The 24,988-nt window shown below is 64.7% G+C and carries 21 protein-coding genes; 9 read left to right on the top strand and 12 right to left on the bottom strand.

The features are described 5' to 3' along the window. Nucleotides 1-18: 18 nt before the first annotated feature. Both F6X42_RS12975 and F6X42_RS12970 read right to left on the bottom strand, forming a co-directional pair. The gene (locus tag F6X42_RS12975; protein WP_187634600.1) at nucleotides 19-948 is read right to left on the bottom strand and encodes a glycosyltransferase family 2 protein; all 930 of its coding nucleotides are present in this window, start codon (nucleotides 946-948) and stop codon (nucleotides 19-21) included. Nucleotides 949-962: 14 nt separating this feature from the next. Continuing rightward, nucleotides 963-1,724 carry a PIG-L deacetylase family protein gene (locus F6X42_RS12970; RefSeq protein ID WP_246530075.1) on the bottom strand — a complete coding sequence of 254 codons (762 nt, stop codon included), beginning with the start codon at nucleotides 1,722-1,724 and terminating at the stop codon, nucleotides 963-965. Nucleotides 1,725-1,846: 122 nt separating this feature from the next. Here F6X42_RS12970 and F6X42_RS12965 point away from each other — a divergent pair, with 122 nt between their 5' ends. Further along, complete coding sequence (locus F6X42_RS12965) at nucleotides 1,847-2,878, top strand: flavodoxin family protein (protein WP_187634727.1); 1,032 nt, start codon at nucleotides 1,847-1,849, stop codon at nucleotides 2,876-2,878. A 28-nt stretch (nucleotides 2,879-2,906) separates the two neighbouring features. Beyond that, nucleotides 2,907-4,193, top strand: a complete 1,287-nt coding sequence (locus tag F6X42_RS12960) for a phosphatidylserine decarboxylase family protein (protein ID WP_187634599.1) — start codon at nucleotides 2,907-2,909, stop codon at nucleotides 4,191-4,193. Between the two features lie 28 nt (nucleotides 4,194-4,221). On the opposite strand, the gene F6X42_RS12955 is transcribed toward F6X42_RS12960, so the two are convergent. The 3 genes from F6X42_RS12955 to F6X42_RS12945 form a co-directional block, all read right to left on the bottom strand. Beyond that, entirely contained in the window at nucleotides 4,222-8,304 is a 4,083-nt protein-coding gene (locus F6X42_RS12955) for a CheR family methyltransferase (RefSeq protein WP_187634598.1), read from the bottom strand. 105 nt (nucleotides 8,305-8,409) lie between these two features. Further along, nucleotides 8,410-9,399, bottom strand: a complete 990-nt coding sequence (locus F6X42_RS12950) for a chemotaxis protein CheB (RefSeq protein WP_187634597.1) — start codon at nucleotides 9,397-9,399, stop codon at nucleotides 8,410-8,412. An 89-nt stretch (nucleotides 9,400-9,488) separates the two neighbouring features. Further along, on the bottom strand, nucleotides 9,489-10,598 hold the full coding sequence (locus F6X42_RS12945; protein WP_187634596.1) for a glycosyltransferase family 4 protein: 1,110 nt from the start codon (nucleotides 10,596-10,598) through the stop codon (nucleotides 9,489-9,491). Between the two features lie 139 nt (nucleotides 10,599-10,737). Here F6X42_RS12945 and F6X42_RS12940 point away from each other — a divergent pair, with 139 nt between their 5' ends. The 3 genes from F6X42_RS12940 (at nucleotide 10,738) to F6X42_RS12930 (ending at nucleotide 12,241) form a co-directional block, all read left to right on the top strand. Beyond that, nucleotides 10,738-11,322 carry a hemerythrin domain-containing protein gene (locus F6X42_RS12940; RefSeq protein ID WP_187634595.1) on the top strand — a complete coding sequence of 195 codons (585 nt, stop codon included), beginning with the start codon at nucleotides 10,738-10,740 and terminating at the stop codon, nucleotides 11,320-11,322. A gap of 167 nt (nucleotides 11,323-11,489) precedes the next feature. Beyond that, nucleotides 11,490-11,762 carry a DUF6723 family protein gene (locus F6X42_RS12935; protein WP_187634594.1) on the top strand — a complete coding sequence of 91 codons (273 nt, stop codon included), beginning with the start codon at nucleotides 11,490-11,492 and terminating at the stop codon, nucleotides 11,760-11,762. 212 nt (nucleotides 11,763-11,974) lie between these two features. Further along, nucleotides 11,975-12,241, top strand: a complete 267-nt coding sequence (locus F6X42_RS12930; protein ID WP_187634593.1) for a DUF2934 domain-containing protein — start codon at nucleotides 11,975-11,977, stop codon at nucleotides 12,239-12,241. Nucleotides 12,242-12,257: 16 nt separating this feature from the next. Here F6X42_RS12930 and nadE read toward each other — a convergent pair whose 3' ends face one another. Next, complete coding sequence (nadE, locus tag F6X42_RS12925) at nucleotides 12,258-13,118, bottom strand: NAD(+) synthase (RefSeq protein WP_222945580.1); 861 nt, start codon at nucleotides 13,116-13,118, stop codon at nucleotides 12,258-12,260. Then, on the bottom strand, nucleotides 13,115-13,654 hold the full coding sequence (locus tag F6X42_RS12920; protein ID WP_187634592.1) for a CinA family protein: 540 nt from the start codon (nucleotides 13,652-13,654) through the stop codon (nucleotides 13,115-13,117). Before F6X42_RS12920 ends, nadE begins: the two co-directional genes overlap by 4 nt. A 216-nt stretch (nucleotides 13,655-13,870) precedes the next feature. Here F6X42_RS12920 and F6X42_RS12915 point away from each other — a divergent pair, with 216 nt between their 5' ends. The 3 genes from F6X42_RS12915 (at nucleotide 13,871) to F6X42_RS12905 (ending at nucleotide 17,885) form a co-directional block, all read left to right on the top strand. Continuing rightward, on the top strand, nucleotides 13,871-15,895 hold the full coding sequence (locus F6X42_RS12915; protein ID WP_187634725.1) for a protein-L-isoaspartate(D-aspartate) O-methyltransferase: 2,025 nt from the start codon (nucleotides 13,871-13,873) through the stop codon (nucleotides 15,893-15,895). 38 nt (nucleotides 15,896-15,933) lie between these two features. Then, the gene (locus F6X42_RS12910; RefSeq protein WP_187634591.1) at nucleotides 15,934-17,238 is read left to right on the top strand and encodes a cation:proton antiporter domain-containing protein; all 1,305 of its coding nucleotides are present in this window, start codon (nucleotides 15,934-15,936) and stop codon (nucleotides 17,236-17,238) included. Nucleotides 17,239-17,468: 230 nt separating this feature from the next. Next, nucleotides 17,469-17,885, top strand: coding sequence for an organic hydroperoxide resistance protein (locus F6X42_RS12905; RefSeq protein ID WP_187634590.1), 417 nt, complete (start codon nucleotides 17,469-17,471; stop codon nucleotides 17,883-17,885). 49 nt (nucleotides 17,886-17,934) lie between these two features. Here the strand turns inward: F6X42_RS12905 and F6X42_RS12900 are convergent, their stop codons facing one another. The 4 genes from F6X42_RS12900 to F6X42_RS12885 form a co-directional block, all read right to left on the bottom strand. Then, nucleotides 17,935-18,669: an ABC transporter substrate-binding protein gene (locus F6X42_RS12900; protein WP_187634724.1), complete on the bottom strand. Its 735-nt coding sequence runs from the start codon at nucleotides 18,667-18,669 to the stop codon at nucleotides 17,935-17,937. A gap of 235 nt (nucleotides 18,670-18,904) precedes the next feature. Beyond that, the gene (locus F6X42_RS12895) at nucleotides 18,905-20,194 is read right to left on the bottom strand and encodes an MFS transporter (protein WP_187634589.1); all 1,290 of its coding nucleotides are present in this window, start codon (nucleotides 20,192-20,194) and stop codon (nucleotides 18,905-18,907) included. 52 nt (nucleotides 20,195-20,246) lie between these two features. Further along, entirely contained in the window at nucleotides 20,247-21,575 is a 1,329-nt protein-coding gene (locus F6X42_RS12890) for an MFS transporter (protein WP_187634588.1), read from the bottom strand. A gap of 84 nt (nucleotides 21,576-21,659) precedes the next feature. After that, nucleotides 21,660-22,934, bottom strand: a complete 1,275-nt coding sequence (locus F6X42_RS12885) for a glucarate dehydratase family protein (protein ID WP_187634587.1) — start codon at nucleotides 22,932-22,934, stop codon at nucleotides 21,660-21,662. A 210-nt stretch (nucleotides 22,935-23,144) separates the two neighbouring features. Here F6X42_RS12885 and F6X42_RS12880 point away from each other — a divergent pair, with 210 nt between their 5' ends. Beyond that, the gene (locus F6X42_RS12880; protein WP_187634586.1) at nucleotides 23,145-23,849 is read left to right on the top strand and encodes a GntR family transcriptional regulator; all 705 of its coding nucleotides are present in this window, start codon (nucleotides 23,145-23,147) and stop codon (nucleotides 23,847-23,849) included. A gap of 37 nt (nucleotides 23,850-23,886) precedes the next feature. Here the strand turns inward: F6X42_RS12880 and F6X42_RS12875 are convergent, their stop codons facing one another. Further along, complete coding sequence (locus F6X42_RS12875) at nucleotides 23,887-24,900, bottom strand: Gfo/Idh/MocA family protein (protein ID WP_187634585.1); 1,014 nt, start codon at nucleotides 24,898-24,900, stop codon at nucleotides 23,887-23,889. Nucleotides 24,901-24,988: the final 88 nt, after the last annotated feature.

The following is a 24,988-nucleotide window of genomic DNA, read 5'->3' as shown; positions in this document are numbered from 1 at the left end:
AAACGCGCGATTCCTGTGTCAGGTCGGCGCGTCGAACTTGCCCACCGTCGTCGTTGCGGACGCGTCGAAATTGCGCTCGGCCGCGCGCACGCGCTCGCGCATCGACAGGATCGACCGTGGGACCACCCGGCGTGCTCGCGCGGTCCACGCGAGCCCGGCCAGTAATTCGATGCCGTCGCGTATCAGCGTGCGTTCCCGCGCGAATACCCCGAGTGCGCGCAGCGTCGCGCTCAACGCTTCGCTCCACGGCAAACGCAGCCATGCCACCCACGCGGCGTTACGCGCGAGCAGGCGCCGCCGCAACGCGCTGTCGCGCACCGGCGACGGATGATGATGGAGCGTCAACTGCTCGCAATAGACGATCGCATGTCCCGACGCGAGCACGTCGAGCGAAACGAGTGCTTCCTCACCGCCGATGAAAAGACGCGGCTCATAGCCGCCGACCTCACGAAACAGCGCGGCGCGAAACACACACGCGCCCGCCATATAGCCGATCAAGGCGGGTCCGGGCAGACCGACGCGGCCGAGCGGGCTTGCGCGCATCAACGCACAGGTCGGGTCCGTCGTGTTGTCCGCGCCGACGGCGACACGCGCATTCAGCACGCCCACGCGCGGCCATGCATCGAGCAACTGGACCGCGTGTTCGAGCGAACCGGGGCCCCACCAGGTGTCGTCGTCGCAGAACGCGACATAGTCGGTCTCGACGCACGCGAGCGCGTGGTTGCGGCCCGCCGCGCCGAGATTGCCGTTGCATCGGACGATGCGAACGCTCGGGTAGCGCGCCTGGACGAGTGCGGCGGTGTTGTCGGTCGAGCCGTTGTCGGCGACGATGATCGGCGGCTTTTCGGGCAACGCGAGCAGACGTCCCAGCGTGGTGAGCAACCCGCTCGCACGGTTATACGTGAGGACGACGATCGAAATGCGAGGGTGGGCGGCTTCTGTTCGCATGGTGTGCAATCGCTTCAACGGTTGGACTGCGACGGCGCGACACGGCCGAGCTGCCAATAGCGTTCGGACGAAAAGAGACTTGCCTGTTCGTCGGGACCGAATGCGCGCAGTTGACTGCGATAGGTATCGAGTGCCGCGCGCTTCATGCGCTCCTGCTGTGGCGTGGCTGGCACGTCCAACGCATGCGGCGTGTCGGCGGCATACCCGCGTTTCGCGAGCTCGTACAGGCGCGCTTGCACGACGCCGGGCATGCGCCGGTAGGGCACGTCTTCATAGGCGATGAACGGCGTGGCTAAATGGCGCTGCATCAGTGCGAGACAGGCACTGGCGACGAGAACGTGATCCGAATGGAACAGGCCCAACGGCATCAGCACGAGCGTGGGCTTGGTGTCGGCAACGGTCTCGTTCAACGCGGTGATCAACGCGTCCACATCAGGCGACGCGCGGTATTGGGCGTCGCGAAACAACAAATGCACGGGCACCGCCGACAACAGTCCAAGCGCCTCGCGGTCTTCGGCCTGACGCGCGCGCATCGCTTCGAACGCGTCGGCGAAGCCGGACGCGCAGTCCCAATCGGTCGTCATGTTCTCGGCGGGCGGCGCGGTGAAGACCGTGCAAACGACTGTGCAGGGACGCGCGGCGATCAGAAGTCCACAGCTGAGGACCGCATCGTCGAGATGCGGTGAGATGACGAGCAGGCGCTGGTTCGATTCCATACCCGCGTTTAGCAAGCTGCGTTCCGCCGCCACGGCGCGCGAAGGGTCCGGCTCTGGCATGGCACTTGCTCGCTCGCTTTGCGGTTCAACTACCGCTTACCACGCGACCCATGAGCCCCCCTGTAAAACCGCCCGATCACGTCCACACGGTCGAGGTCCGCAAAGGTCAGGTAACCGAATCGATGTCCCGCGACGCGTTTCGCGAACGCTTCATGGCCCGCTTCTACGACCCGGCGTTTCGCGCGGAAGACGCATCGCTCGCGCGGCTCGAAGCGATTGCATGGGATGCCTATTCACAAGGCCGCAAAGCGCCGGTCACTGAAAAGGCCGGCCCGGGATTCGCCGACCCCGACTACGATCTGTCGGTCGAATGGCGCGCGGCGAGCGAGCGGGTCAAGGCGGCGCAGGCGCGGCAGCGCGATCCGGCGACGCGCTCGCGCGTGCTCGTGATCAACGCGTCGTCGCGCAACGACTACACGTGCCCCGGCGAAATGTCGAAGAGCTTCCGGCTGGCGAAGATCGCGCAGCATGCGCTCGAACGCCGGTCCTGCGACGTCGATTACCTCGACCTGTCGCGGCTGAACTCCGATCGCGATCTGCATATTCACCCGTGCAAAGGTTGTGTGTCGACCGCGATGCCGCTGTGCCACTGGCCGTGCAGCTGCTATCCGAATCATTCGCTCGGGCTCGTCAACGACTGGATGAACGACATCTATGAGCGCTTTGCCGCCTGTCACGGTGTGCTGATCGTGACGCCGGTCTATTGGTATCAGGTGTCCGCGCCGCTGAAGCTGATGATGGATCGCCTCGTCTGCGCCGACGGCGGCAATCCCGATCCCACCTCGACGCACGGTAAGAAACCGGACGAGGCGAAGCGTCTCGAACTCGCTGGCTGGGACTATCCGAAACATCTGGCGGGCAGAGCCTACGGCCTCGTCGTGCATGGCGACGTCGCCGGTATCGAGGACTCGCGCCGGGCGCTCGCCGACTGGCTCGACTGGATGGGCTTCGTCGAATCGGGCGCGAAGTCGCGGCTCGATCGGTTTATCGGCTATTACGAGCCTTATGCGACCAGCCATGAAGCGCTCGATCGCGACGAGGACGTGCAGCAGGAAGTGGCCAACGCGGCCGAAGCCGTCGCGACCTGCGTCGAGCAGATCCGTGGCGGGCGCAATGAACCGGATCACGGCCTCGGCACCCCGCGCGCCAAATGATCCGCAACTGATTGAACAAGGGCGAAACATGACGAACGACGAAGTGGCGAGCCCGCGCACGCAGCGGCGCCGCCTCGGAGGATGGCTGCCGGGCGACGAAGCGCATCTCGCGCGCTACCGGACCGCGCTGGCCGCGAAAGCGCGCGAACGTGCGCGCATGGCGCGGCGCACGCGCGCGGTGGAAGAACTCGCCGCGCTGATCGAAGGCGATCCGGTGCTGCGCATGGATATGACGCGGGCCATCGCGCAGGCACGCGAGGCCGGCTACGTGCTCGGCTATGCATCGATCGACGAACTGATGACGATCGTCGATTACCTGATGACCTACGCGCCGCCGTTCAGCGAATCCAATCTGATTCATTGTCCGCTGAACGCCGTGCTCGACTGGCTGATGTGCATGCCATCCGGCTATGCGCTGTTTCGCGATGCGGCGCTCAACGCGCAGTTCAAGCACGTGCTGAACTGCTGGTGCGCGTTCCTGGGCGGCCCGCATTCACGCGAGCATTTGAATACGTCGTCGCCCGACGGTTGGTTCAGCGCCGAAGCCGACAAACAGATCGGCCTCGCGCAATTCGTCTGCGATCCTGAACAACCGTATTGGGGCTTTACGTCGTGGAACGATTTCTTCATGCGACGCTTCCGTCCCGGCGTGCGGCCCGTCGACGAGCCGGAAAACGACAGGCTGCTCGTCAGCGCGTGCGAGGCGACGCCGTACAACGTGCAGCACGGCGTGAAGCTGCGCGACAGGTTCTGGATCAAGTCGCAGCCGTATTCGCTCGAAGACATGCTGAGCTCGCGCGAGCGTGAACTGGCGCGCCGCTTCGAGGGCGGCTCGGTGTATCAGGCGTTTCTGAGCGCGTTCAATTATCACCGCTGGCATGCGCCAGTGAGCGGCGTGATCTCGCACGCGTACGGCGTGGACGGCAGCTACTATTCGAACGCGGATAGCCAGGGCGAAGACCCGAGCGGGCTCAACGATTCGCAGGGCTACATCACGGCGCTCGCGGCGCGCGCGGTGATCGTGATCGAGTGCGACGATCCGGCGGTGGGGCAGGTGGCGTGCGTGTTCGTCGGCATGGCGGACGTGTCGTCGTGCATCATCGAGGCGCTGCCCGGGCAGCGCGTCAGAAAGGGCGATGAGCTGGGGTTTTTCCAGTATGGCGGGTCGACCTATTGCCTCGTATTCGAGCCGGGCGTGATAGACCGCTTCGTCGTGGAACCACCGTTCGACGACAAGTCGCCGCCGATCCACGTGAACGCGGCCGTGGCGAGGGTCGCGTCACGCAACGCGCCCCCGTCGCAAGATAACGGATAGACGCGTTGCACTCCGCCGGGCCGCGGATTCAACTGCGCAGCCGCGCGAAAACACTCAGCAGGTCTTCGAGAACCACCGGCTTTTTCAGGTGCGCGTCGAAGCCCGCGTCTTCGGCCGCGCTGATGTCCGATGGCTCGCCAAAGCCGCTGACCGCGATGCAGATCGCGGACTTCATCGCCGGCATGCCGCGCAGTTTGCCGATGAACTCCATACCGTCCATGCCCGGCATACCGATATCGGACAGGACGATATCGGGTGCGTGGCCGTTGATGATCGTCAGCGCTTCCTCGCCGCTAGTCGCGGTGCGCACTTCGGCGCCCTCGCTTTCCAGCAGCAGCTTGAAGGTCTCGACGGTCGCGGCGTCGTCGTCGACCATCAGGACCTGCATGCCTTTCAGCGACTCGGCGGTGACTTCCAGACCCGCGCTGGTGCGCGCGGTGAGCCGGTGGGTGGGCAGCGTCACCGTGAACGTCGCGCCGCGGCCGACGCCGTCCGACTCCGCGCGCACCGCGCCGCCGTGCAGGCTGACCAGATCGCGCACGAGCGCGAGGCCGATGCCGAGACCCCCGCGGCGCGCGGCGGGATCGCGGCTCTGCTGGAACATCTCGAAGATATGCGGCAGCAGCGACGGTTCGATGCCGGTGCCGGTATCGGCGACGCGCAACACGGCTTCGGCGTGATCGTTGAGCTGCAACGACACGTGGATCGAACCGCGCTGCGTGAACTTCAACGCATTGCTGATCAGATTCCAGACGATCTGCTCGATGCGCGTGAGGTCCGCGTGAACGATCACGGGCGCATCGGTCATCTCGACGCTGAGCGCGATGCCGCGCTGCGCGGCATCGTCCTGCACCGCGCTGCATACGCGCTGCACGATCTCGCGCATGTCGACCACGGTGCGCACGACCGACAGCTTGCCGGTGCGCACGCGCGAAATGTCGAGCAGATCGTCGATGATTTGCGCCTGGCCGATCACGGTGCGGCGGATCGTATCGGTCGCGCGCGACACGTTCAGGTTCTGCCGCGTTTCCGGCGCGCGCGCGATCAGCTCGGCGCTCGCCGAGATCAGGTTCAGCGGATGCTTGAGCTCGTGCGACACGACCGCGAGAAATTCGTCGCGGCGCCGCTGCGCGTCGCGCTGGCTTGCCGCGCGCAGCGACTCGACATGGGTGCCGCGTCCCGAGGTCGGTTCGTTCACATATTCGCCGAGATCGCGCGTGATCTTCGCAAAGCCGTTGATGCCCGGTTCGTCGAGACGGGACAGCACGCCGCTCGCGAAAAAGCGCGTGCCGTCCTTGCGCAGATGCCAGCACTCCTCTTCGGCACGGCCGTTCAGACGCGCTTCCGCGAACTCGCGTTGCGCGACGTTGGCGGCGCGATCCTCGTCGGTGTTCAGGATGTCGGCGAACTGGCCGATCATTTCGGCTTCGGAATAGCCGAAAATCCGTTCCGCGCCGGCGTTCCAGCTATTGATCACGCCGGTCTCGTCGAACGTGATGATCGCGTAGTCCTTGGTGCCCTCGGCGACGATGCGCATGCGCCGCTCGCCTTCGCGCAGCCGGTCTTCCGCCTGACGGCGATCGGTGATGTCGATGAACGACAGCACCGCGCCGTCGATGCGGTCTTCGGTCGTGCGGTAGGGCACGAAGCGCGCGAGATACCAGCGCCCGTCGCTGCTCTTCAGCTCGCGCTCGATCAGGCGCAGCGACTCGAACGCTTCGGCCGCGTCGTCGGCGAGGTTGTCGTATTCGAGCCGATGCGTGATGTCGAGCAACGAGCGCCCGATATCCGACGCAATGATGCTGAAGACGTCGGTTGCGCGCGGCGTATAGCGCTTGATGCAGATATTGCGGTCGACGAAGATCGTGCCGATGTCGTTCGCGGCGATCAGGTTGTGCAGATCGTCGTTGATCTTGCCGGTTTCCTCGACCTTCGACTTCAGCTCCGCGTTGACGGTGGTCAGCTCCTCGTTGATCGATTGCAGCTCTTCCTTGCTGGTCTCGAGTTCCTCTGTCGCCGAACGCAGTTCCTCGTTGATCGCCTGCAATTCCTCGTTCGATGCCTTCAATTCTTCCGTCGACGTTTCCGACTGCTCGATGGTCGACTGCAACTGCTCCTTGGTGCGTTGCAATTCGCGCTCGAGCTGGCCGATGATCGGGTCTTTCTGTGCATCGACCGACACCATTTCGGCGTTGCCCATGCTGTCCTCGACCTCGTCGAACAGCACCAGCACGAAGTCCGCGTTGGCTTCCGGATCGTGTACCGGCCGCGCGGTCATGTTGACGAAGTACGAACGGCCGTCGCGCTCGATGCGCACGCGGCGCGCTTCGACGCTGCGGTTCGTCTGCAAGGCCTGAAAGATCGCGGTACGCAGTTCGAGCCGCAGTTCCGGACGCACGACGGCCACGATGTTATGCGACGGTTCGCCGCCGGAATACTGCAGGAAACGCCCGGCGCGATCGGACAGATGAACGATTTCGGATTCGCGGCTCACCAGCACGCTGGGCGGCGCATATTGTTCGACGAGCCGCTGATGCAAGTCGCCGAACGAAAAGCGCCGGCGCCCCGGCGGCTGCACCGTGGTCACGACGGGGCGCGAGCCCGTGGTGCCGGAAATCGCGATCGGCACCGGCGTGTCGCCGCGCACCGCCACGTTGGCGCGATAGATGCGGTTGCGCTTGTCGACCACGGTGAACATCGAGCTCACGCTATCGGCCGACTCCGAACTGCCGAGGAACAGCACGCCGCCAGGCCGCAGCGCGAAGTGGAACAGCTTCAGGATTTCGATCTGCGCTTCGCGGTCGAGGTAGATCAGCAGGTTGCGGCAGCAGATCAGGTCGAGCCGCGAGAACGGCGGGTCGCTCAGCACATTATGGTGCGCGAACAGCATGTGTTCGCGTAGCTCCTTCTTGATGCGGAAATGCGTGGCATCTTTGGTGAAGAACTGGCGGATGCGCGCCGGCGTCAGGTCGGCGGAGATCGAGTCCGGGTACAGACCGGCGCGCGCGAATGAAATGGCGCGCTCGTCGATGTCGGTCGCGAATACCTGGAACGACACGTCGTCGGACGACTTCAGCGAGCGTTCCTGCAGCAGCATCGCCAGCGAATACGCTTCCTCGCCGGTCGCGCAGCCCACCGACCAGGCGCGGATACGGTCCTGTTCGCCGCAGGTTTCGAAGAGGGGCGGCAACACCTCGCGCTCGAGCACGTCGAACGCTTCCTTGTCACGGAAGAAATTGGTGACGCTGATCAGCATGTCCTGCAGCAGCGCCTGGGTTTCCTCGGGGTGCAGATGCAAATAGTCGCGATACGCCTGCAGGTCGGTAATGCCGTTGACTTGCAGCCGGCGTTCGATGCGGCGCAGCACCGTGGCCCGTTTGTAGTGCCGGAAGTCGTGCGCGGTGCGCGTGCGCAAAATCACCATGATTTCGCGCAACGCGCGCTCGGCCGACTCGTTGACCGTGACTTCCTCGGGCTCGTCCGGCTGTGCGGGCGGCAAATGGATTTCCCGCGCGGTGGACCACAGATCGAGCAGCCGTTGCGGCATCTCGGCCGCGCTCATCACGAAGTCGGCCATGCCGGTCGCCATCGCGCTGCGCGGCATGCTGTCGTATTCGGCCTCGTTCGGGTCCTGCACGAGCGTGATGCCACCCATTTCCTTGATCCGCGACAGCCCGACCGAGCCGTCGGAGCCCGCGCCCGACATCACGATGCCGATCGCGCGTTGGCGGTGCGCCTCCGCGAGCGTGCGGAAGAACAGATCGATGCCCGCGCGGCGTCCTTGCTCGGGCTGCTTCTGCGTGACGCGCAGATAGCCGTCGACCATGATCATCTCGAACGAGGGCGCGACCAGATAGACGTGGTCCGATTCGATCTGCGTCGGGCTCGTGACCTGCAGCACGGGCATGCTGGTGACTTTTTGCAGCAGCGAGGCCAGATTGCTTTCGTGATCCGGAGACAGATGAACGACCACCACGAAGGCCATCGACGTATGCGCGGGCAGCGCCTCGAAGAATTCCGTCAGCGCGTTAAGCCCCCCCGCCGATGCGCCGATACCGACGATCGGATAGAGTGCCTGGCTAGGCAGAGTCTGCCCTCGCTTTTTTGACATGGCTGCATGTCCCTTCTTGAAAAGAATAGTGTCCTGCGGTGGATTTTTATAGGGGAAACGAGTCCATTTCTTGCTAGCCCGCATCCCTATTATCCCGCATTGCACTCATTTTTCCATCAGCATGGACTGCAGCAGTTCGGCCGCGCGGCCCGCGCGCAGCGCGTTGTCCTGCTCGCGCTGTTGCGCGGCGGTATCTCCTGTCTTTGCGAAATGGTCGCTGCGCTCGCGACTGAACATTTCGCGCTCGCGCAGCGCGCGCAGCGCCTGGCGAAGCGAGTCCTCGGCTCCGACCGACAGGCCGTCGTCGAGCGACGCTGCCGAATACGCGTGACCGATATGGCAACGATAACGGATCACGCGCGATCCAGTGATGCGCCATAGCGTGCCGTTGCATTCGGGGCAGGTGAAAGTCGACGGCGTCGCGAGCTCCTTGATTGGATCGAACGGAGGGACGCCGTTCAGCCACGCGCTATGTTCGAGGACGATGCGATCAGTCGCCTCGCGCCGCACACGGTCGTTTTGCCCCGGCGCGCTAGCGTTGGCGCTGGTCAGTTTCACCAAACACCGCCCCATTTGATCGAGCGGCAGCACGTGATCGGCAAACGGCGACGCATGTCGCGGCATCTCACTCGCGAACGCGTCGACCGGGTCCTGCACGAGCGTCGCGCCGCCGCACGCCTGGATCGCTTCGAGGCCCGCGGCGCCGTCGTCGAGCAGGCCGGTCAGGATCACGCCAATCGCGCGCGGCCCGATCTGCGCGGCCGCGCTGCGAAAGAGGGGGTCGATCGCCGGACGTGCGAAATTTTCTTTCGCGCCGTGCACAAGCCGCAACTGCCCGTCGTCGACCACGAGATGCCGGTCCGGCGGCGCCACGTATATTCTGCCGGGCGCGTAACGTTCGCCGTCCTGGGCGTGCTTGGCGGGTAGCGGGCCGGCCTGGTTCAGAAGCGTGGGCAACATGCTGCCGTGCGCGCCGATGTGCAGCACGACGGCGATGCTGGCGGGTATATCGGCGGGAAGCTGCGAGGCGAGCGAACGCAGTGCATCGACCCCTCCCGAGGACGTGCCGATTACGATGAAGTCGCGCTGGGTCAAAGTGGTCTCCGGGGACGTGGGGAGAAACTTTGGTATCAATCAAAGAACCGAGCAAGTGACATGCCGACCCGTCGGCATGGCCACGGACGTCACCGCGCAAGCGGAGCCCCGGCTAGCGATCCGACAGTCGTGGGCTGGCTGCCCGTCGCCTGCGGCTGGCCGCTGGTGTCGCGCGCGAGCAGCGTGTCGTAGATCGTCAGATAGTCGTCGGTCATGCGCGCGGCCGTGAAGCGGCGCTCGAACTCGCGGCGGCATGCGCCCCGCTCGATATCCACGACGCGCCCAACCGCCTGTATCGCCTCATCCACGTTATCGACGATCAGGCCGCTTACGCCGTCCTCGAGCAATTCGGGCACCGCGCCGCGGCGAAACGCGATCACCGGCGTGCCGCACGCCATCGCCTCGATCATCACCATGCCGAACGGCTCGTCCCATTCGATCGGCAGCAGCAACGCGCGTGCGTTCGCGATCAATTGCCGGCGTGCGAGGCCGCCGACTTCGCCAAGGTATTCGGTGAACGCGGTCGAGCGGCGCAACAGCGGATCGATGCGCTCGCGGAAATAGTCGCGCTCGCCGGGATGCACCTTCGCGGCGATCTTCAACGGCAAGCCGCTGCGCCGGGCGATTTCGATCGCGAGATCGGGACGTTTCTCCGGCATCATGCGGCCGAGAAAGAGCAGGTAGGGACCGGCCATCGGTTGAAACGCGAACTCGTCGAGCGGCAGGCCGTGATGGACCGTGCCCTGCCAGTTCGCCCACGGCACCGGCTGGCGCTGACTCGCGGATATCGACACCACCGGCACGCGCGCGAATTCGCGAAACAGCGGGCCATGATCGTGCGGCAGCAGACGGCCGTGCAGCGTCGTCAGCGTGCGGCACGGCAGGCGCTCGGCCCACGCGAAATGCAGCGGCTCGCCGTGAAAATGAACGACGTCGAAATAGTCCGCGTCGCGAATCACCCGCGCGAGCTGCCTGAGATGATGCGTTTGCGTGTCCCATACCTGCGCATCGCGCCACAGACCGCGCGGACAGATCGGCACCAGCCGCGCGGCGGTGGTCGAATCGGCGCTCGCATAGAGCGTTACGTCATGGCCTCGCGCAACCAGTTCTTCGGTCAGATACGACACGACGCGTTCGGTCGCGCCGTATGCGAACGGCGGCACGCTTTCGTAAAGCGGAGCGATCTGGGCGATTCTCATCGGTCGTTGAAAGAGGAAAGGGGGTTGCGCGCAACGCGCCGCGCCGGACCACCAGCAGCAAGCGACGTACCGGCGCGCGACCGGCGGCGCGGTATGGGGTTTGCTCAACCGGGATGCCTGATCGATAGAAGGGACTGCCATGAACGACCGCGCAACGAAATCCGCTTCCGACGACACGAAGCCCTCCGCTCCACGCGACGCCGCGCGCACGCCCGACCCGCTCGCGCTGCTCGAAGCCGATCACCGCGCCGTGGAGAAACTGTTCGACGCCTTCGCCAAATCCCGCGGCGACGAGCGCGACACGCTCGAAGCCAAAGCCGCGCTGGCGCAGCGCGCGTGCGAAGAGCTGACGATGCACACGGTCATCGAGGAAGAGTTGCTGTACCCGGCCGCGCAACAGGCGCTGCCCGAGGACGACAAACTCGATGTCGATGAAGCCCTTGTCGAGCATTTTCTGGTGAAGACGCTGATCGCGAAGTTCGAGACGCTGAAGCCGGGCGACAAAGGCTTCGACGCGACGTTCAAGGTCATGTCCGAACTGGTGCGGCATCACGTCGAGGAAGAGGAAGGCGAACTCTTTCCGGCCTTGCGGCGCACCGGCTGCGATCTCAACGCGCTCGGTAACAAGATCGCGGCGCGCAAGCAAACGCTGCAAGGCAAGCTGGATCAGGCGGGCAGTCGCGCGGTCGGGGACAAGACCGGCACGGTTAAGCTGGAGCCTTAATGGCGCACGGCCATTGCGCACGGCTGTCGCGCTGATCTGTTTGAAGGGTCGCTGCGACAATCATGTCCATAAGTCGCCGGTTACGGACGAACGCACCCTATTACACGTCCATTAACATCGATTGCAGGAGGGCACAACAGGGCGGCCTGATTCAGGCAGGGAGAGACATGTCCAGGAGAAAGCTGAAACTGATCCAATACGCGCCGGCAGCGGTCCTCTCGCGCGACGACTTTTCTATTTTCGTCACCGCCCGACGCAGCGCCGACGGGCGATTCTATGCCGACCTGCTGGTGAGCCGTAAGGTGGATGGCCGCCGTCTGTTCCCGTTCGATGGCGCGCCCGAAGTCGGTCCGTTCAACAGCATCGAGGAAGCGCGGCTCGCCGCCGAGGAATACGGCGCGCGGATCGTCGCGGCCGACCTTGCCTGTCCCGAGGCGTGAGCCCGCGGTTTTCATAGCGCCCGGCGATCCGGCTGCGACGGCGACGACACGCCATCCGTCGCCTGTCAGGCCCGCGACTCCGCGCATCTAACCACACAAATGGCAGCACGCGCCGGCCGGAACAATGCTTGCTCGCCTGTCGCTCGCCGTCATCGGGGCACGGCGCGCGTTGCGCCGTACCGCGGCATCGCTCACCTTCACGGAGAAACCGTATGGACAAGGAACTCGAAGCCCGCATCCGCACGCGGGCATACCACATCTGGCAAAACGATCCGTCGCCCGAAGGCAGGGCCGCCGACCATTGGGAAGAAGCGCGCCGGCAGATCGAGGCGGAAGGCGCTGCCGCGCCGCAGGAGGCGACCGATCAGTCCGCGGATCGCGACCGCGGCTCGCGCATCGCGCCCGAACAGCAACTGCAGGAAATGCCGGGCGAGGACATCGAAGCGTCAAAGCAAGTCCAACACCAGCGCGCCGGATGACGCGCGCGCCGCGCTTTCACACCGACGCCGACGATGGCGTCGGTGCCACCGGCAGCGCGCGCTTGTGGCGCGTCGCCATGTAAAAGCGGCGAATCGTCGTCAATACTTCGTCGCTGACCGGCTTGCCTTCGAGGAAGTCGTCGATGTCCTGATAGCTGATGCCGTAACTGTCCTCGTCCGGCTTTTGCGGCGTCAGCGTTTCGAGGTCAGCGGTCGGCACCTTGTGGACGAGTTGCTCCGGCGCGCCGAGCGCGTGCCCGAGCGCGCGCACGCGGCGCTTCGTCAGACCCGCGAGCGGCAGGATATCCGCGCCGCCGTCGCCGTACTTCGTGAAGAAGCCCATCAGCGATTCGGCCGCGTGGTCGGTGCCGATCACCACGCCGACGCGCGCGCCCGCAATCGCGTATTGCGCGATCATGCGTTGGCGCGCCTTGATATTGCCGAGCACGAAGTCTTCCTGAAAGTCGTCGACGTACTGTACGTTGCCGCGTTTGAGCGAAGCCAGCATCGCGTCGGCCGGCTCCTTGATGTTGACTGTCAGCGTTTCGTCCGGACGGATGAACGCGAGCGCGGCCGCGGCGTCCTCTTCGTCGCGCTGGCTGCCGTACGGCAGACGCACCGCGACGAACCGTGCTTCGTAGCCGCCGTCGCGCAGGCGCTCGACGGCAAGCTGCGCGAGGCGTCCCGCGGTCGTCGAATCGACGCCGCCGCTGATACCGAGCACGTAGGTGCGCAAGCCTTGCGAGGCCAGGTAGTCGCCGAGGAACGCGACGCGCCGCTCGCGCTCTTGTGCCACGACGAAATTGCGCGCGACGCCGAGTTCGTCGATCACCGCCTGCTGCCAGGCGTTGGTGTCGAAGGAAGTATGGAGATTCATCGTGCGGTCTCTGAGTGGTCCCGCTCGATGCGCGGGAGTTGATTGAAGTAGTGCTCGATGCGCGATAGCGCATACAGCGCGGCTGCCGAACGCACGTCGTTGCGGTCGCCCGAAAAGCGCCGCGTGTCCGCGAACGTCAGGAACTCGCCGCCGCGCCGCCGGAACGACCACGCGAAGCATTGCGTGCCTGGGGGCGGACCGTCATCGGAGCCGCCATGGGCGCCGCCGTCGGCGAGCCCCGTGTTCGATACCGCGATGTCCGCGCAGCAGCCTTGCTGGCACAACGTACCTTCGGCCATTTCGCGCGCGACCGCTTCGCTGGTGAGCCCGGATTGCTCCATCGTGGTTTGCCGCACGCCGAGAAAGCCGGCCTTGCCCGACGGCGAGTAGCTGACGAAGCCGACGTCGAGACACGCGCCGCTGCCCGGCACACTCGCCAGATACGACGCGATCTGGCCGCCGGTGCACGATTCGGCGGTCGCGAGCTTCAGACCTCGCGAACTGAGGAACGACACGACCTGCATCGGAATGTTCATGTTTTCGCCCTTGTCGTGCGACGGATTCGGACCGGCGTTTCGTTCGTGCCAACGCTTTCGCGTCACAGGCAGCAAGTATCGGTCCGCATTCGCGCATCGCCACGAGTTGCTGCCGGCGGTATGCTCATTGCTGATACGTGGAAGAGCAGCGAACTCGCGCGGGTCCCGTCGCAATGGGGGGTGCGCGAACCGCCGCGCGTTCGCGAGGAGGCGGCGATGGACGATTTCGACGAAGCGCGCACATGGATGGTCGAGCGACAGATCGTGCAACGCGGCGTGCGCGACGATTACGTGATCGCGGCGATGCGGCGCGTGCCGCGCGAGGCATTCGTGCCGGCCGAGCTGCGCGAATTCGCGTATGACGATACGCCGCTGCCGATTGGCGGCGAGCAGTCGATCTCGCAGCCATACATCGTCGCGAAGATGCTCGCGGCCGCCGAATTGCAGCCCGGCGATCGCGTGCTCGACATCGGCACGGGCTCCGGCTATGCGGCCGCGCTCGCCGCGGAGATCGCGGGCCGGGTGGATTCGATCGAGCGCGACGCGAGCCTCGCCGAGAGCGCGCGCGAGCGCTTGCAGCGGCTCGGCTACGAGAACGTCGAGGTGCATGTCGGCGACGGCACCGCGGGTCTTGCCGCGCATGCGCCCTATAACGCGATCATCGCGGCGGCAGGCGGCCCGCATGTGCCGCAGGCGCTGCGCGCGCAGCTCGCGCTCGGCGGACGGCTGGTGATGCCGGTCGGCAGCAGTCTGAGCCGCCAGCGGCTCGTGAAGATCGTGCGGCGCGGCGAACACGACTATGACGAACATGCGTTCGCCGAAGTGCGCTTCGTGCCGCTCGTCGGCGACGATGGTTGGCCGGAGCCAGGCGGCGCGCCGCACGCGCAGTCGCGACCCGCGCCGACGCCGGCCGCGCCTAAGCCGGCCGCACCGAAGCTGGCCGCACTCGAAATCGCGATTCGCGACGCGGCCGAACCGTTGCCGGACATCGATTCCCCGGAATTCGCGACGTTTGTCGACCGCTTCGCCGGGCGGCGCGTCGTGCTGCTCGGCGAAGCCAGTCACGGCACGTCGGAGTTCTATCGCGCGCGTGCGGCGATCACCCGACGCCTGGTCGAGCGGCACGGCTTTTCGACGGTCGCGGTCGAGGCCGACTGGCCCGACGCGGCGATCATCGACCGGCATGTGCGCGATCGACCGATGCCCGCCGAGCGGTCTCGACCGTTTCGCCGCTTTCCGACCTGGATGTGGCGCAACACCGACTTCATGGCCTTCGTCGCGTGGCTGCGCTCGCACAATGCCGCGCACCGCGACAGCGAAACGCGCTTCTATGGGCTCGACATCTACAGCCTGTCCGAATCGATCGACGCGGTGCTGCGCTACCTCGACAGCGTCGATCCGGTCGCGGCGCGCATCGCTCGCGAACGCTATGGCTGCCTCAGTCCGTGGCAGAAAGACCCGGCCGTGTATGGACGCGCCGCGTTGAGCGGCGGCTACGCGCAGTGCGAAAAGCAGGTGGTCGCGCAGCTCGGCGACCTGCTGAAAAGCCGGCTCGACTACGCGCGGGAAGACGGCGAGCGCTTCCTGGACGCGGCGCAGAACGCGCGGCTCGTCGCAGTCGCCGAGCAGTACTATCGCGCGATGTATTACGGCGGGCCGCAAAGCTGGAATCTGCGCGACACGCACATGTTCGACACGCTGCGTCATGCGCTCGACAGCGGCGGGCCGCAAGCTCGTCTGGTCGTCTGGGCGCACAACTCGCACATCGGCGACGCGAGCGCCACGCAGATGGGCCGCGTGCAGGACGAGATCAATCTCGGCCAGCTGTGTCGCGCGCAGTTCGGCGACGCGGCGGCGCTGATCGGTTTCGGCACGCACAGCGGGACGGTCGCCGCGGCCAGCGACTGGGGTGGGCCGATGGAGGTGAAGACCGTGCTGCCGTCGCTCGAGGGCAGCGTCGAATTCAGCACGCATGGCACGGGCCTCGTGCGCTTCCTGCTCGATCTGCGGCCCGGGGTGCACGACGCGCTGCGCGAACGGCTGCGCGCGCCGCTGCTGGAGCGCTTCATCGGCGTCATCTATCGTCCGGAAACCGAGCGGTATAGCCACTACGCGGAAGCGTCGCTGGCCGAGCAGTTCGATGCGTACGTGTGGTTCGATCGCACGAGCGCGGTGAGCGCGCTGCCCGTTTGCGCCGACCAGAAGGACAGCGTGGCGGAGACTTTCCCCTTTGGCGTGTGAGGGCGCTCGGCCGCGCTGCTTGCGGCGAGGAACGCGCGATGAATGACGAACCGGTCTGGTTCCTGCTGATCGGCGCGCTCCTCACGTTCATGGCGGTGGCGCGCGGGCCGATCCGCCGCTTGCCGCTGACCGGCGCGATCATCTATCTGCTGGTCGGCTTGCTGATCGGGCCGGCCGTGTCCGGGCTCGTCGGCGTGGATCTGCTTGGCAATGCCGCGCTGCTCGCGACGTTGGCCGAAGTCGCGCTCGTCGTGTCGCTGTTTTCGATCGGCATGCATCTGCGCGTGCGGTTGCGCAATCCGCTTTGGTTGTTGCCGCTGCGGCTCGGCGGCCCCGCGATGCTCGTCACTATCGCGTTGATGTTCGGCTTCACCGCGCTGCTGACAGGACGGGCCGACGGCGCCGCGTTGTTCCTCGCGGCCGCGCTCGCGCCGACCGACCCGGTGCTCGCCAACGAGCTGCGCGTGACGCAAGCCGGCGACGACGAACCCGTGCGCTTCGCGTTGTCGGGCGAGGGCGGTCTCAACGATGGCGCCGCCTATCCGTTCGCGGTGCTGGGTCTGACGCTCGCCGGTGCGAGACTGTTCGGCTCCGGCAGCGGCGTGCATTTCGTCGGCTCAGTGGTGTGGGGCATCGTCAGTGCGCTTGTGATCGGCTGCGTATTCGCGATCGTGTTCGCACGGGTCATCTTCCTTCTGCGCACCCGGTACGGCGAAGCGATCGGTCTCGATGGGTTTCTCGCGCTAGGCCTGATGTCGACCTCATACGGTGCGGCGCTGTGGCTGCACGCGTATGCGTTCGTCGCGGTGTTCGTGGCGGGCGTCGCCGTACGTCACGAGGAATTGCGCGCGACGGGCGACAAGAACCCGTCGGAAGTGCTCGACGAGGTGCAGCACGGCGAACAGGCCGATGTCGCCAAGGACCCCGAAAAGGCGCACGCGGTCCTCGCCGAATCGATGATGGGCTTCACGCGTGAAATGGAGCGGCTCGCGGAGTTGTCGCTGATGCTGATCATCGGTTGCGTCGTGTCCGCGCATTGGCGCGCGATGCTCGAGCTGCGCGCCGTGTTACCCGCGGTGTTTCTGTTTTTCGTCGCGCGGCCACTGTCCGTCGTCGTCGCGATGATGGGTGCGCGCATCGACAACAGCCAGCGGTATCTGATGGCATGGATGGGGATTCGCGGTGTCGGCGCGTTTTACTACCTGATGTTAGGCCTCGAATACGCGCGCGGCGCGATGACGCCATTGCTGCCGGCCGTGCTCGATGCGATCGTGCTGTCGGTGCTGCTGCACGGCTCGACCGCGAACTATCTGTTGCGGCGGTATTTCGACCGGCGTCATTGAATCAAGCGATGTGCGCGACGGCGCGCGTCGGTGGTCGCGCGGCGCTGCGCTCGGCTCCTGTCTGCCCCTTGTATCGCAATGTATCCGCACAGCCCGCGGATACGCGCGCTTACCAAAACTGTCGATCCAGACACATGCGAGATACGTCGGCGCGTTCCAATACGTGCACCGCAAGTTCGAACCCGGATTTGCAGACGTGAATATCACTAGATCAACAGGAGTAGTCGACCATGACTCGCATCGAAAAAGTGCTGTACACCGGCAAAACCCATACGACCGGCGGCCGCGAAGGCGCCGCACGCAGCTCGGACGGTCGTCTCGACATCAAGCTGTCGTCGCCTGGCACCTCGGGCGTCGGAACGAACCCCGAGCAGTTGCTCGGCGCCGGCTGGTCGGCGTGTTTCATTGGCGCGCTCGGTTTGGCGGCGCGCTCGGTGCATGTGCCGTTGCCGGCCGATACGAGCGTCGATGCGGAAATCGATCTGGGCACCACCGATGGCGCTTACTTCCTTCAGGCGCGTTTGATCGTCAGTCTTCCCGGTGTCGAACGTGACGTGGCGCACGGGTTGATCGAGCGAGCGCATCTGACCTGCCCGTATTCGAAGGCGTTGCGCGGTAATGTGGATGTGCAGACGACGCTCGTTTGAGCGCCGCTGGAGGGTGGGTGGGGCCCGCGCCGAAGCATCGCGTGGCCCGCTACGCCGCAGGCGCAACCGACGCTCCCGCGATGTTGTGCCGCGCGAGCGATTGCGCGACAAAACCCGACCCCTTCATCTCTTCGACAAACGATCGCAGCGCGTGAGCCGCCGCTTCGCCGCGGTTTTTCGGCAGACCCATCGCCTGCCGGATCACCATGAAGCGCTCGTCCAATAGCCGCAGACCGGGCGTTTGCTTCGCATCGGCTTCGAGTTGCTGCTTCACGCCTGCCGCCACTTCCAGATGCTGCTCGATAAACGTCGGCACGACGCTCGGCGAGCTCGGCGCGCGCACGATTTGCGCGGATTTCAGCTCGCGCGTCAGAAACAGATCGTATGCACTGCCTTTGCCGACGACGACTCGGTTGTGCGCCTGATCCACATCCTGATTCGAGCGCACCGGCGAGTCGTCGCGCACCAGGTAGAAGCCTTCGATCAACACGTACGGCGCCGTGAACTCAATCGTCTCGCCGCGCGACGGATCGATCGCGAAGAAGCCGAAATCCGCGCGCTCGTCGCCGACGGCCTGCACCGATTTGCCGGCCGTATCGAAGACCACCAGCTCCAGTTCGACGCCCAGCTTCGCGGCGAACGCGCGCGCGAGATCGATCGATACGCCGAACGGCTCGCCGGAGTCGGCGTGACGATTGGCGAGGATTGGATTGCCGAGATTGATCGACGCGCGCAGCTTGCCGGTGGGCGTGAATGCGGCGACGACGGAGGGATCGATGGTCATAGAGGCTCTCGTGGCGATCGCGTTCGGGACGAAGCGCGGACTCAGCAGACTCTTCTGCAATGTCGGCGGGATGTCAAGACGCGTTTCGATGATCATGGTCGCGTCGATCGGTCGAATGGCCAGACGCCAAGGAATGACAAGAAGCGGCCCCGCGTCTGCGGGGCCGTGCTTGCGAGGCGAGGAACGCCACCTATCCATACCACGTCCCCCGGCCCTCTCACCCACCAACGCCACTTCAATCCCGCAACTTCACCGCCGTCATCCGCGGCATCAGCAGATGAATGATGCCCAACGCAACCAGATACGCGGACGCGCCGACAGTGAAGAGCGCCCAATACTGCCCGGTGCGCTGCAACGTCTCGCCGATCACACCGGAAAAGAAGAACGAGCCGACCATCCCCGCCACACCGCCGATGCCGACCACCGTACCGACCAGCCGCTTCGGAAATACGTCGCCGACCGTCGTGACGAGGTTCGCCGACCAGCCCTGGTGCGCCGCTGCCGCGAGACCCACGGCGAACACCGCGTACCACAGGCTCTGGAAATACGACAAGGTGGCGATCGGCACCACGCACAATGCACAGATGAGCATCGTGACCTTGCGCGCAAAATTCGGCTTGTTGGTACGTGCCATCAAACGCGACGACAGCCACCCGCCCGCGACGCTGCCGACCGACGCCATCGTATAGATAGCGATCAGCGGGAGGCCCATATGGCCGATGTCGATATGGCGCGATTCATTGAGCCACTTGGGCAGCCAGAACAGATAGAACCACCACACCGGATCGGTCAGCAGCTTGCCGAACACGAACGCCCACGTTTCACGATATTTGAGCACCGACAACCAGCTGACTTTCTGTTCGACGACTTCTTCGCGATCCGCATTGATGTAGTCGAGCTCTTCCTTCGTCACCGACGGATGCTGCGAAGGCTGCCGATAAACCAGCAGCCACACCGCCAGCCAGACGAAACCGGTCGCGCCGCCCGCGATGAACGTCGCGCGCCAGCCCCACATGAGCGCGGCGATCGGCACGAAGGCCGGTGCGACGATGCCCCCGATCGTCGCGCCCATGTTCCACAAGCCAGTCGCTAATGCGCGTTCCTTCTTCGGAAACCACGTGGCCGTAGTGCGGATCGCAACCGGAAAATTGGCCGCTTCGCTGAAGCCGAGCAAACCGCGCACGGCCGCAAAGCCAGGCACGGTCGATGCCACCGCGTGCAGCATCGCCGCGAGACTCCACATCGCCATTGCGCTGCCGTAGACCTTCTTCGTGCTGACGCGGTCCGCGATGCGGCCGAAGATCGCGAGACCCACCGCATAGGCGACCGTAAACACCATCACGGTCTGCGCGTACTGCACCTGGCTCCAGCCGATATCCTTTTGCAGCAGCGGCGCGAGCAGCCCGAGCATCTGGCGATCCATGTAGTTGATCGTCGTCGCGGCGAAGATCATCGCGCAGATGGTCCATCGGTATCGTCCGACGCCCGCACTTGCGGCGGCCGTCGTAGCTTCCATCGTTTTCATCGTGTCTCCCGAAGGTTTTTTGAAATGGTGGCGATATGGTCGTTCGATGCGGTCAATGCGCGGAGGCGGGCAATCCTTCGCGCCGGCTCATGCGGGTGAGGAACACGACCCCGGCGGCCACCACCGACATCACCGCGAGTCCAGTGAGGCCGCCCTCGATCGAGCCGGTCTTCTGTTCGAGCAAGCCGAAAGTCGCCGGCGCGACGAAGCCGCCGAGGTTGCCGATCGAGTTGATCAGCGCCAGCACGGCCGCGGAAATGCGCGCATCGAGGTATCCCTGCGGAATCGGCCAGAACAGCGCCGAGGCCGCCTTGAAGCCGATCGCCGCAAAGCAGATCGCGATGAACGAGAACACTGGGCCGCCCTGGCCGGCCGCATACATGCCGAGCGCGGCGATCAGCAGCACGCACGCGACCCACGCTTGCTGGAACTTGAAGCGCGCTGCGAGCATCGCGAACAGATACATCGCCACGATCGAGATCAGCCACGGAATCGAGTTGAACAGGCCGACCTGCAAATCGTTGAAATGGCCCATCTTGCGGATGATGCTGGGCAGCCAGAAGGTCGCGCCGTAGATGGTCAGCGACACCGCGAAGTAGATCAGGCAAAAGATCAGGATTTGCGGATCGCGCAGCAGCGCGCCCAGCGATGGCCTGACCGGATGTGCCGCGGTGCGCTGGCGTTGCTCTGCGTCGAGCGCATCGAGCACCGCGTCCTGCTCGGCGCGGGTGAGCCAGCCGGCGTCGCGCGGCTTCGAGTCGAGCCACAGCAAGACGAAGCCCGCCAGCACGACCGAGAACATGCCTTCTATCACGAACATCCACTGCCAGCCGCGCAGCCCCGCGCCTTCGATCAGCATCAGCCCGCCGGAGATCGGCCCGGACAGCACCGACGCGAGCGCCGAGCCGCTCAGGAAGATCGCCATCGCCTTGCCGCGCTCGCTGCTCGGCAGCCATTGCGTGAAGTAGTAGATGACGCCGGGAAAGAATCCCGCTTCGGCCGCGCCGAGCAGCAGCCGCATGACGTAGAACGACGTCTCGCCGCGCACGAACGCCATGCCGGCCGCGGCCAGCCCCCACGTGAGCATGATGCGCGCGAGCCACAACTTCGCGCCGAAGCGCTGCAGCAGGATGTTCGACGGCACTTCGAAGATCGCATAGCTGACGAAGAAGAGCCCCGCGCCGAGCCCGTACGCGGCCGCGCCGATGCCCAGATCGGCGCTCAGATGCTGGCGCACGAAGCCAATGTTCACGCGGTCGATGTAGTTGACGATGAACATCACGACGAACAGCGGCAGCACGCGCCACTTGATCTTGCGCACTGCGCTCGCGAGTACGCTGGCGTGCTCGGGCCGCGCCGTGTCGGCGGTGGGATGACTCATGGGGTTGTCTCCTTCGATGGCGACGCGCGTGGCGCGTCGCAGGGCTCGTCGGCGCGGATTAAAAGCGAGGATTGAAAGAGAGGATCAAAAGCGCGGATTCTTGCCGCTGAAGCCCGGCTCGTACTTGCGCATCTGTGTCAGGTCATCGCGATTGCGCACGCCGCACGACAGATACTGTGCATGCAGTTCGGCGAGCCGCTCGCGATCGAGCTCGACGCCTAGGCCCGGCATGGTGGGCACGCGCACCGAGCCGTTGTCGAACTTCACGCGGCCGCCCTTGATGACTTCTTCCTGCTGCCACGGGTAATGCGTGTCGCACGCATAGGTCAGGTTGGGGATGCTTGCCGCGACGTGCGTCATCGCCATCAGGCTAATGCCGAGGTGCGAGTTCGAGTGCATCGACATGCCGAGATCCCACAGCTTGCACATGCGCGCGAGCGTCTGCGTCGCGCGCAGGCCGCCCCAGTAGTGATGATCCGACAGTAACACCTTGACCGAACCCAGCTCGGCGCCGCGACGGAAATCTTCCATCGTCGTGATGACCATGTTGGTCGCTAGCGGCAGACGCGTGTGCCTGGCGAGTTCAGCCATTCCTTCAAGACCCGGGCACGGATCTTCGTAGTATTCGAGCAGCTCATCGAGTTCAGGGGCGGCCGCGATGCTCGTTTCGAGCGTCCAGTTGGCGTTCGGGTCGAGGCGCAGCGGCACGCCGGGGAACGCCTGATGCAGCGCGCGCATGCACGCGATTTCGTGTACCGGGTCGAATACGCCGCCCTTCAGCTTGATGCTCTGGAAGCCATACAGCTGGATCATCCGACGCGCCTGCGCGACGATCTGCGCGGGGCTCAGCCCTTCGCCCCAGGCATCGGGCGCATAGGGCTTGTCGATGTGCTCGGCGTATTTGAAGAACAGATAGGCGCTGTAGGGCACCGCGTCGCGCACTTTGCCGCCGAGCAGATCGACGATCGGCGCGCCGACGATCTGCCCTTGCAGGTCGAGCATCGCGACTTCGAGCGTGCTGATCACTTTCGGCGCGTTCTTTGCCGAGTGCGAGCCGGGCGCGAGTTCGAATTCGACCGCGCCCAGGCTCGCCTTGATCGCGGCCCGCACGCGCTCTTCCATGCGATTGAGGTCGAACGGCGACAGGCCGATCACCAGCGACTTCGCCTGCTCCAGCACGCGCAGCATCGGTTCGTCGCCATAAGTCTCGGAGAGGCCGACGCGGCCATCGCTCGTCTCCAGTTCGACGATGGCGCGCAGCGCCCAAGGTTCGTGGATCCCGGCGGCATTGAGCAGCGGGCCGTCGCGGAAGGCGATCGGAGTAATGCGCAGCTGCGTGATGGTGATATCGCGAGTCATGATGGCAATCGGCAAGGGAACAAGAGAATTTGATGAAGCGGATGGTAAAGCACTAATATATTAGTGCGTTAGTGGGGTAAATACCAAGCTGCACTTTTTGGGGAACCTGGCTCGCCGGCCCGCTGGAAGGGGCGGTCGTCGGCTATAGTGCTAGTGCATCAACGGACCGCCATGGCGGTCCCCGCCTGCTTCCATGCTTCAATTTCTGCCATGAAAAACCACGCTACCTCGCGGGCGGTGAGCCGGCTCGACCGCTCCCGCCACGCCGCGCCGCAAGTATTCGAACGACTGCGCGAAATGATCCTTTCGCTCGAACTGACACCGGGCACGGTGCTCTCGCGCACCGAGCTGGCGAGCCGCTACGGGCTGAGCCAGACGCCGGTGCGCGACGCGCTGATGAAGCTCGGGGAAGAAGGTCTCGTCGACATCTATCCGCAGCACGCGACGGTCGTTAGCCAGATCAACGTGACGTCCGCGCTACAGGCGCACTTCCTGCGTCGCTCGATCGAACTTGAAGTGGTGCGCACGCTCGCGGAGCAGCGCGACCCCGCGCTGATCGCCGAACTGCGCGCGACCATCGCGCGGCAAACGGAATTGCTCGACCTGAAGAACTACGAGCAGTTCTCGCTGCTCGATCAGGCGTTTCATCGACAGATGTACGAGGCGGCGGGCGTGCCCCAGCTCTGGGATCTGGTGCGTAGGCTGAGCGGCCATATCGACCGGCTGCGGCGCCTGCATCTGCCGGTAGAGGGCAAGACGATGGCGGTGGTGCGCGATCACACCGAGATCATCGATGCGATCGACAACGGCGATGTCGAAGCCGCGCAGGCGGCGCTACGCAAGCATCTGTCGGGGACGCTGAATCAGATCGATCAGATCAGGACGAGTCATCCGAATTTTTTGGCGGATGAGTGAAGGGCGCGAGAGTGACGACTTGCGCCCGCGTTTCACTTCAACCTTCGGTGATCGTTTCCCACGCGTCCGATCGGGCCGAGCGGAACACGGCATCGATCACTCGCATATTCGCGCGCGCATCTTCTAGCGGAATAGCCTGCGGGCCTCCACTCAAGATCGCCTGCGCGAAGGTGGTGGCTGCAACGCCATATTGATCGCATACCGGAAGCTCCAGCCAGCGATCGGTCGCGACACCATTGCTCGCGTTTTCACTCAGTAACAGGCGCGTCGGTTTATCGTTTGGTGCATTGAATGGAATCTCCACTTCGATCCGCCCCTTGGTACCGTGAAATTGCATCCGCTGGTAGGGATAGGTCTGAGTCGAGTAAAAGAAACTCGCCTGCACGCCATCGAAGTCCATCAACACGGAGCCGAGCCGGTCCACTTTGAATGCAGGGTCCTGCTCCACCAGCGCAACGACGCGCCGTGGTTCACGTCCGATAGCGAAGCGCGACGTTGTGATCGGATAACAGCCAATATCGAGCAGACCGCCACCGCCTAGCTCGCTCTGGTTGCGGATATTGTGTTCGTTCGTGTTGTGATAGGTGAAACCACCGGTCACTGCCCGCAATTCGCCAATCGAACCTTCGTCGATCAAGGAGCGCACCTTCAGCCATTGCGGATGCGTGCGGACCATGAAGGCTTCCTGGATGTATCGTCCGCTCTTGTTGCGCGCGGCGATCAGTCGTTCAACCTGTTGAGCGTTCAGACTGATCGGTTTTTCACATAGCACGTGCTTGCCCGCCTCAACGGATCTGATCGTCCATTCCACGTGCAGATGATTGGGCAGTGGAATATAGACCGCTTCGATTTCCGGGTCCGCGAGAAGCGCCTCGTAACTATCGTATGCGACAGCCAGACCATATTTGGCCGCAGCTTCCCGCGCCTTCTCCGTAGAGCGTGACGCGATGCCTTTTACTCGACACTTCGGCGCATTGTGCATTGGCACGACCACCTTGTCGTTGATTTTTGCGGCGCCCAAAATTCCCCAGACTATTTGATCTTTTGCCATGACGTCCCTTTCCGATTGCGTATCCGATGAGTCGAGCAGGTGAAGCGCCCGATCGCAACAGTTTAACCGTCGACTGCCGTGCGTAGCG

This window comes from Paraburkholderia podalyriae (assembly GCF_014397785.1).
Taxonomy (GTDB): domain Bacteria; phylum Pseudomonadota; class Gammaproteobacteria; order Burkholderiales; family Burkholderiaceae; genus Paraburkholderia; species Paraburkholderia podalyriae.
Note: the sequence above shows the minus strand (reverse complement) of the source record. Positions and strands in the feature narration are given on the sequence as shown.

Bases quoted from the DNA above. Each gene is read 5' to 3' on its own strand.
- F6X42_RS12975 (WP_187634600.1), bottom strand. From the start codon at position 948: ATGCGAACAGAAGCCGCCCACCCTCGCATTTCGATCGTCGTCCTCACG.
- F6X42_RS12970 (WP_246530075.1), bottom strand. From the start codon at position 1,724: ATGCCAGAGCCGGACCCTTCGCGCGCCGTGGCGGCGGAACGCAGCTTG.
- F6X42_RS12965 (WP_187634727.1), top strand. From the start codon at position 1,847: ATGTCCCGCGACGCGTTTCGCGAACGCTTCATGGCCCGCTTCTACGAC.
- F6X42_RS12960 (WP_187634599.1), top strand. From the start codon at position 2,907: ATGACGAACGACGAAGTGGCGAGCCCGCGCACGCAGCGGCGCCGCCTC.
- F6X42_RS12955 (WP_187634598.1), bottom strand. From the start codon at position 8,304: ATGTCAAAAAAGCGAGGGCAGACTCTGCCTAGCCAGGCACTCTATCCG.
- F6X42_RS12945 (WP_187634596.1), bottom strand. From the start codon at position 10,598: ATGAGAATCGCCCAGATCGCTCCGCTTTACGAAAGCGTGCCGCCGTTC.
- F6X42_RS12940 (WP_187634595.1), top strand. From the start codon at position 10,738: ATGAACGACCGCGCAACGAAATCCGCTTCCGACGACACGAAGCCCTCC.
- F6X42_RS12935 (WP_187634594.1), top strand. From the start codon at position 11,490: ATGTCCAGGAGAAAGCTGAAACTGATCCAATACGCGCCGGCAGCGGTC.
- F6X42_RS12930 (WP_187634593.1), top strand. From the start codon at position 11,975: ATGGACAAGGAACTCGAAGCCCGCATCCGCACGCGGGCATACCACATC.
- nadE (WP_222945580.1), bottom strand. From the start codon at position 13,118: ATGAATCTCCATACTTCCTTCGACACCAACGCCTGGCAGCAGGCGGTG.
- F6X42_RS12920 (WP_187634592.1), bottom strand. From the start codon at position 13,654: ATGAACATTCCGATGCAGGTCGTGTCGTTCCTCAGTTCGCGAGGTCTG.
- F6X42_RS12915 (WP_187634725.1), top strand. From the start codon at position 13,871: ATGGACGATTTCGACGAAGCGCGCACATGGATGGTCGAGCGACAGATC.
- F6X42_RS12910 (WP_187634591.1), top strand. From the start codon at position 15,934: ATGAATGACGAACCGGTCTGGTTCCTGCTGATCGGCGCGCTCCTCACG.
- F6X42_RS12905 (WP_187634590.1), top strand. From the start codon at position 17,469: ATGACTCGCATCGAAAAAGTGCTGTACACCGGCAAAACCCATACGACC.
- F6X42_RS12900 (WP_187634724.1), bottom strand. From the start codon at position 18,669: ATGACCATCGATCCCTCCGTCGTCGCCGCATTCACGCCCACCGGCAAG.
- F6X42_RS12895 (WP_187634589.1), bottom strand. From the start codon at position 20,194: ATGAAAACGATGGAAGCTACGACGGCCGCCGCAAGTGCGGGCGTCGGA.
- F6X42_RS12890 (WP_187634588.1), bottom strand. From the start codon at position 21,575: ATGAGTCATCCCACCGCCGACACGGCGCGGCCCGAGCACGCCAGCGTA.
- F6X42_RS12885 (WP_187634587.1), bottom strand. From the start codon at position 22,934: ATGACTCGCGATATCACCATCACGCAGCTGCGCATTACTCCGATCGCC.
- F6X42_RS12880 (WP_187634586.1), top strand. From the start codon at position 23,145: ATGAAAAACCACGCTACCTCGCGGGCGGTGAGCCGGCTCGACCGCTCC.
- F6X42_RS12875 (WP_187634585.1), bottom strand. From the start codon at position 24,900: ATGGCAAAAGATCAAATAGTCTGGGGAATTTTGGGCGCCGCAAAAATC.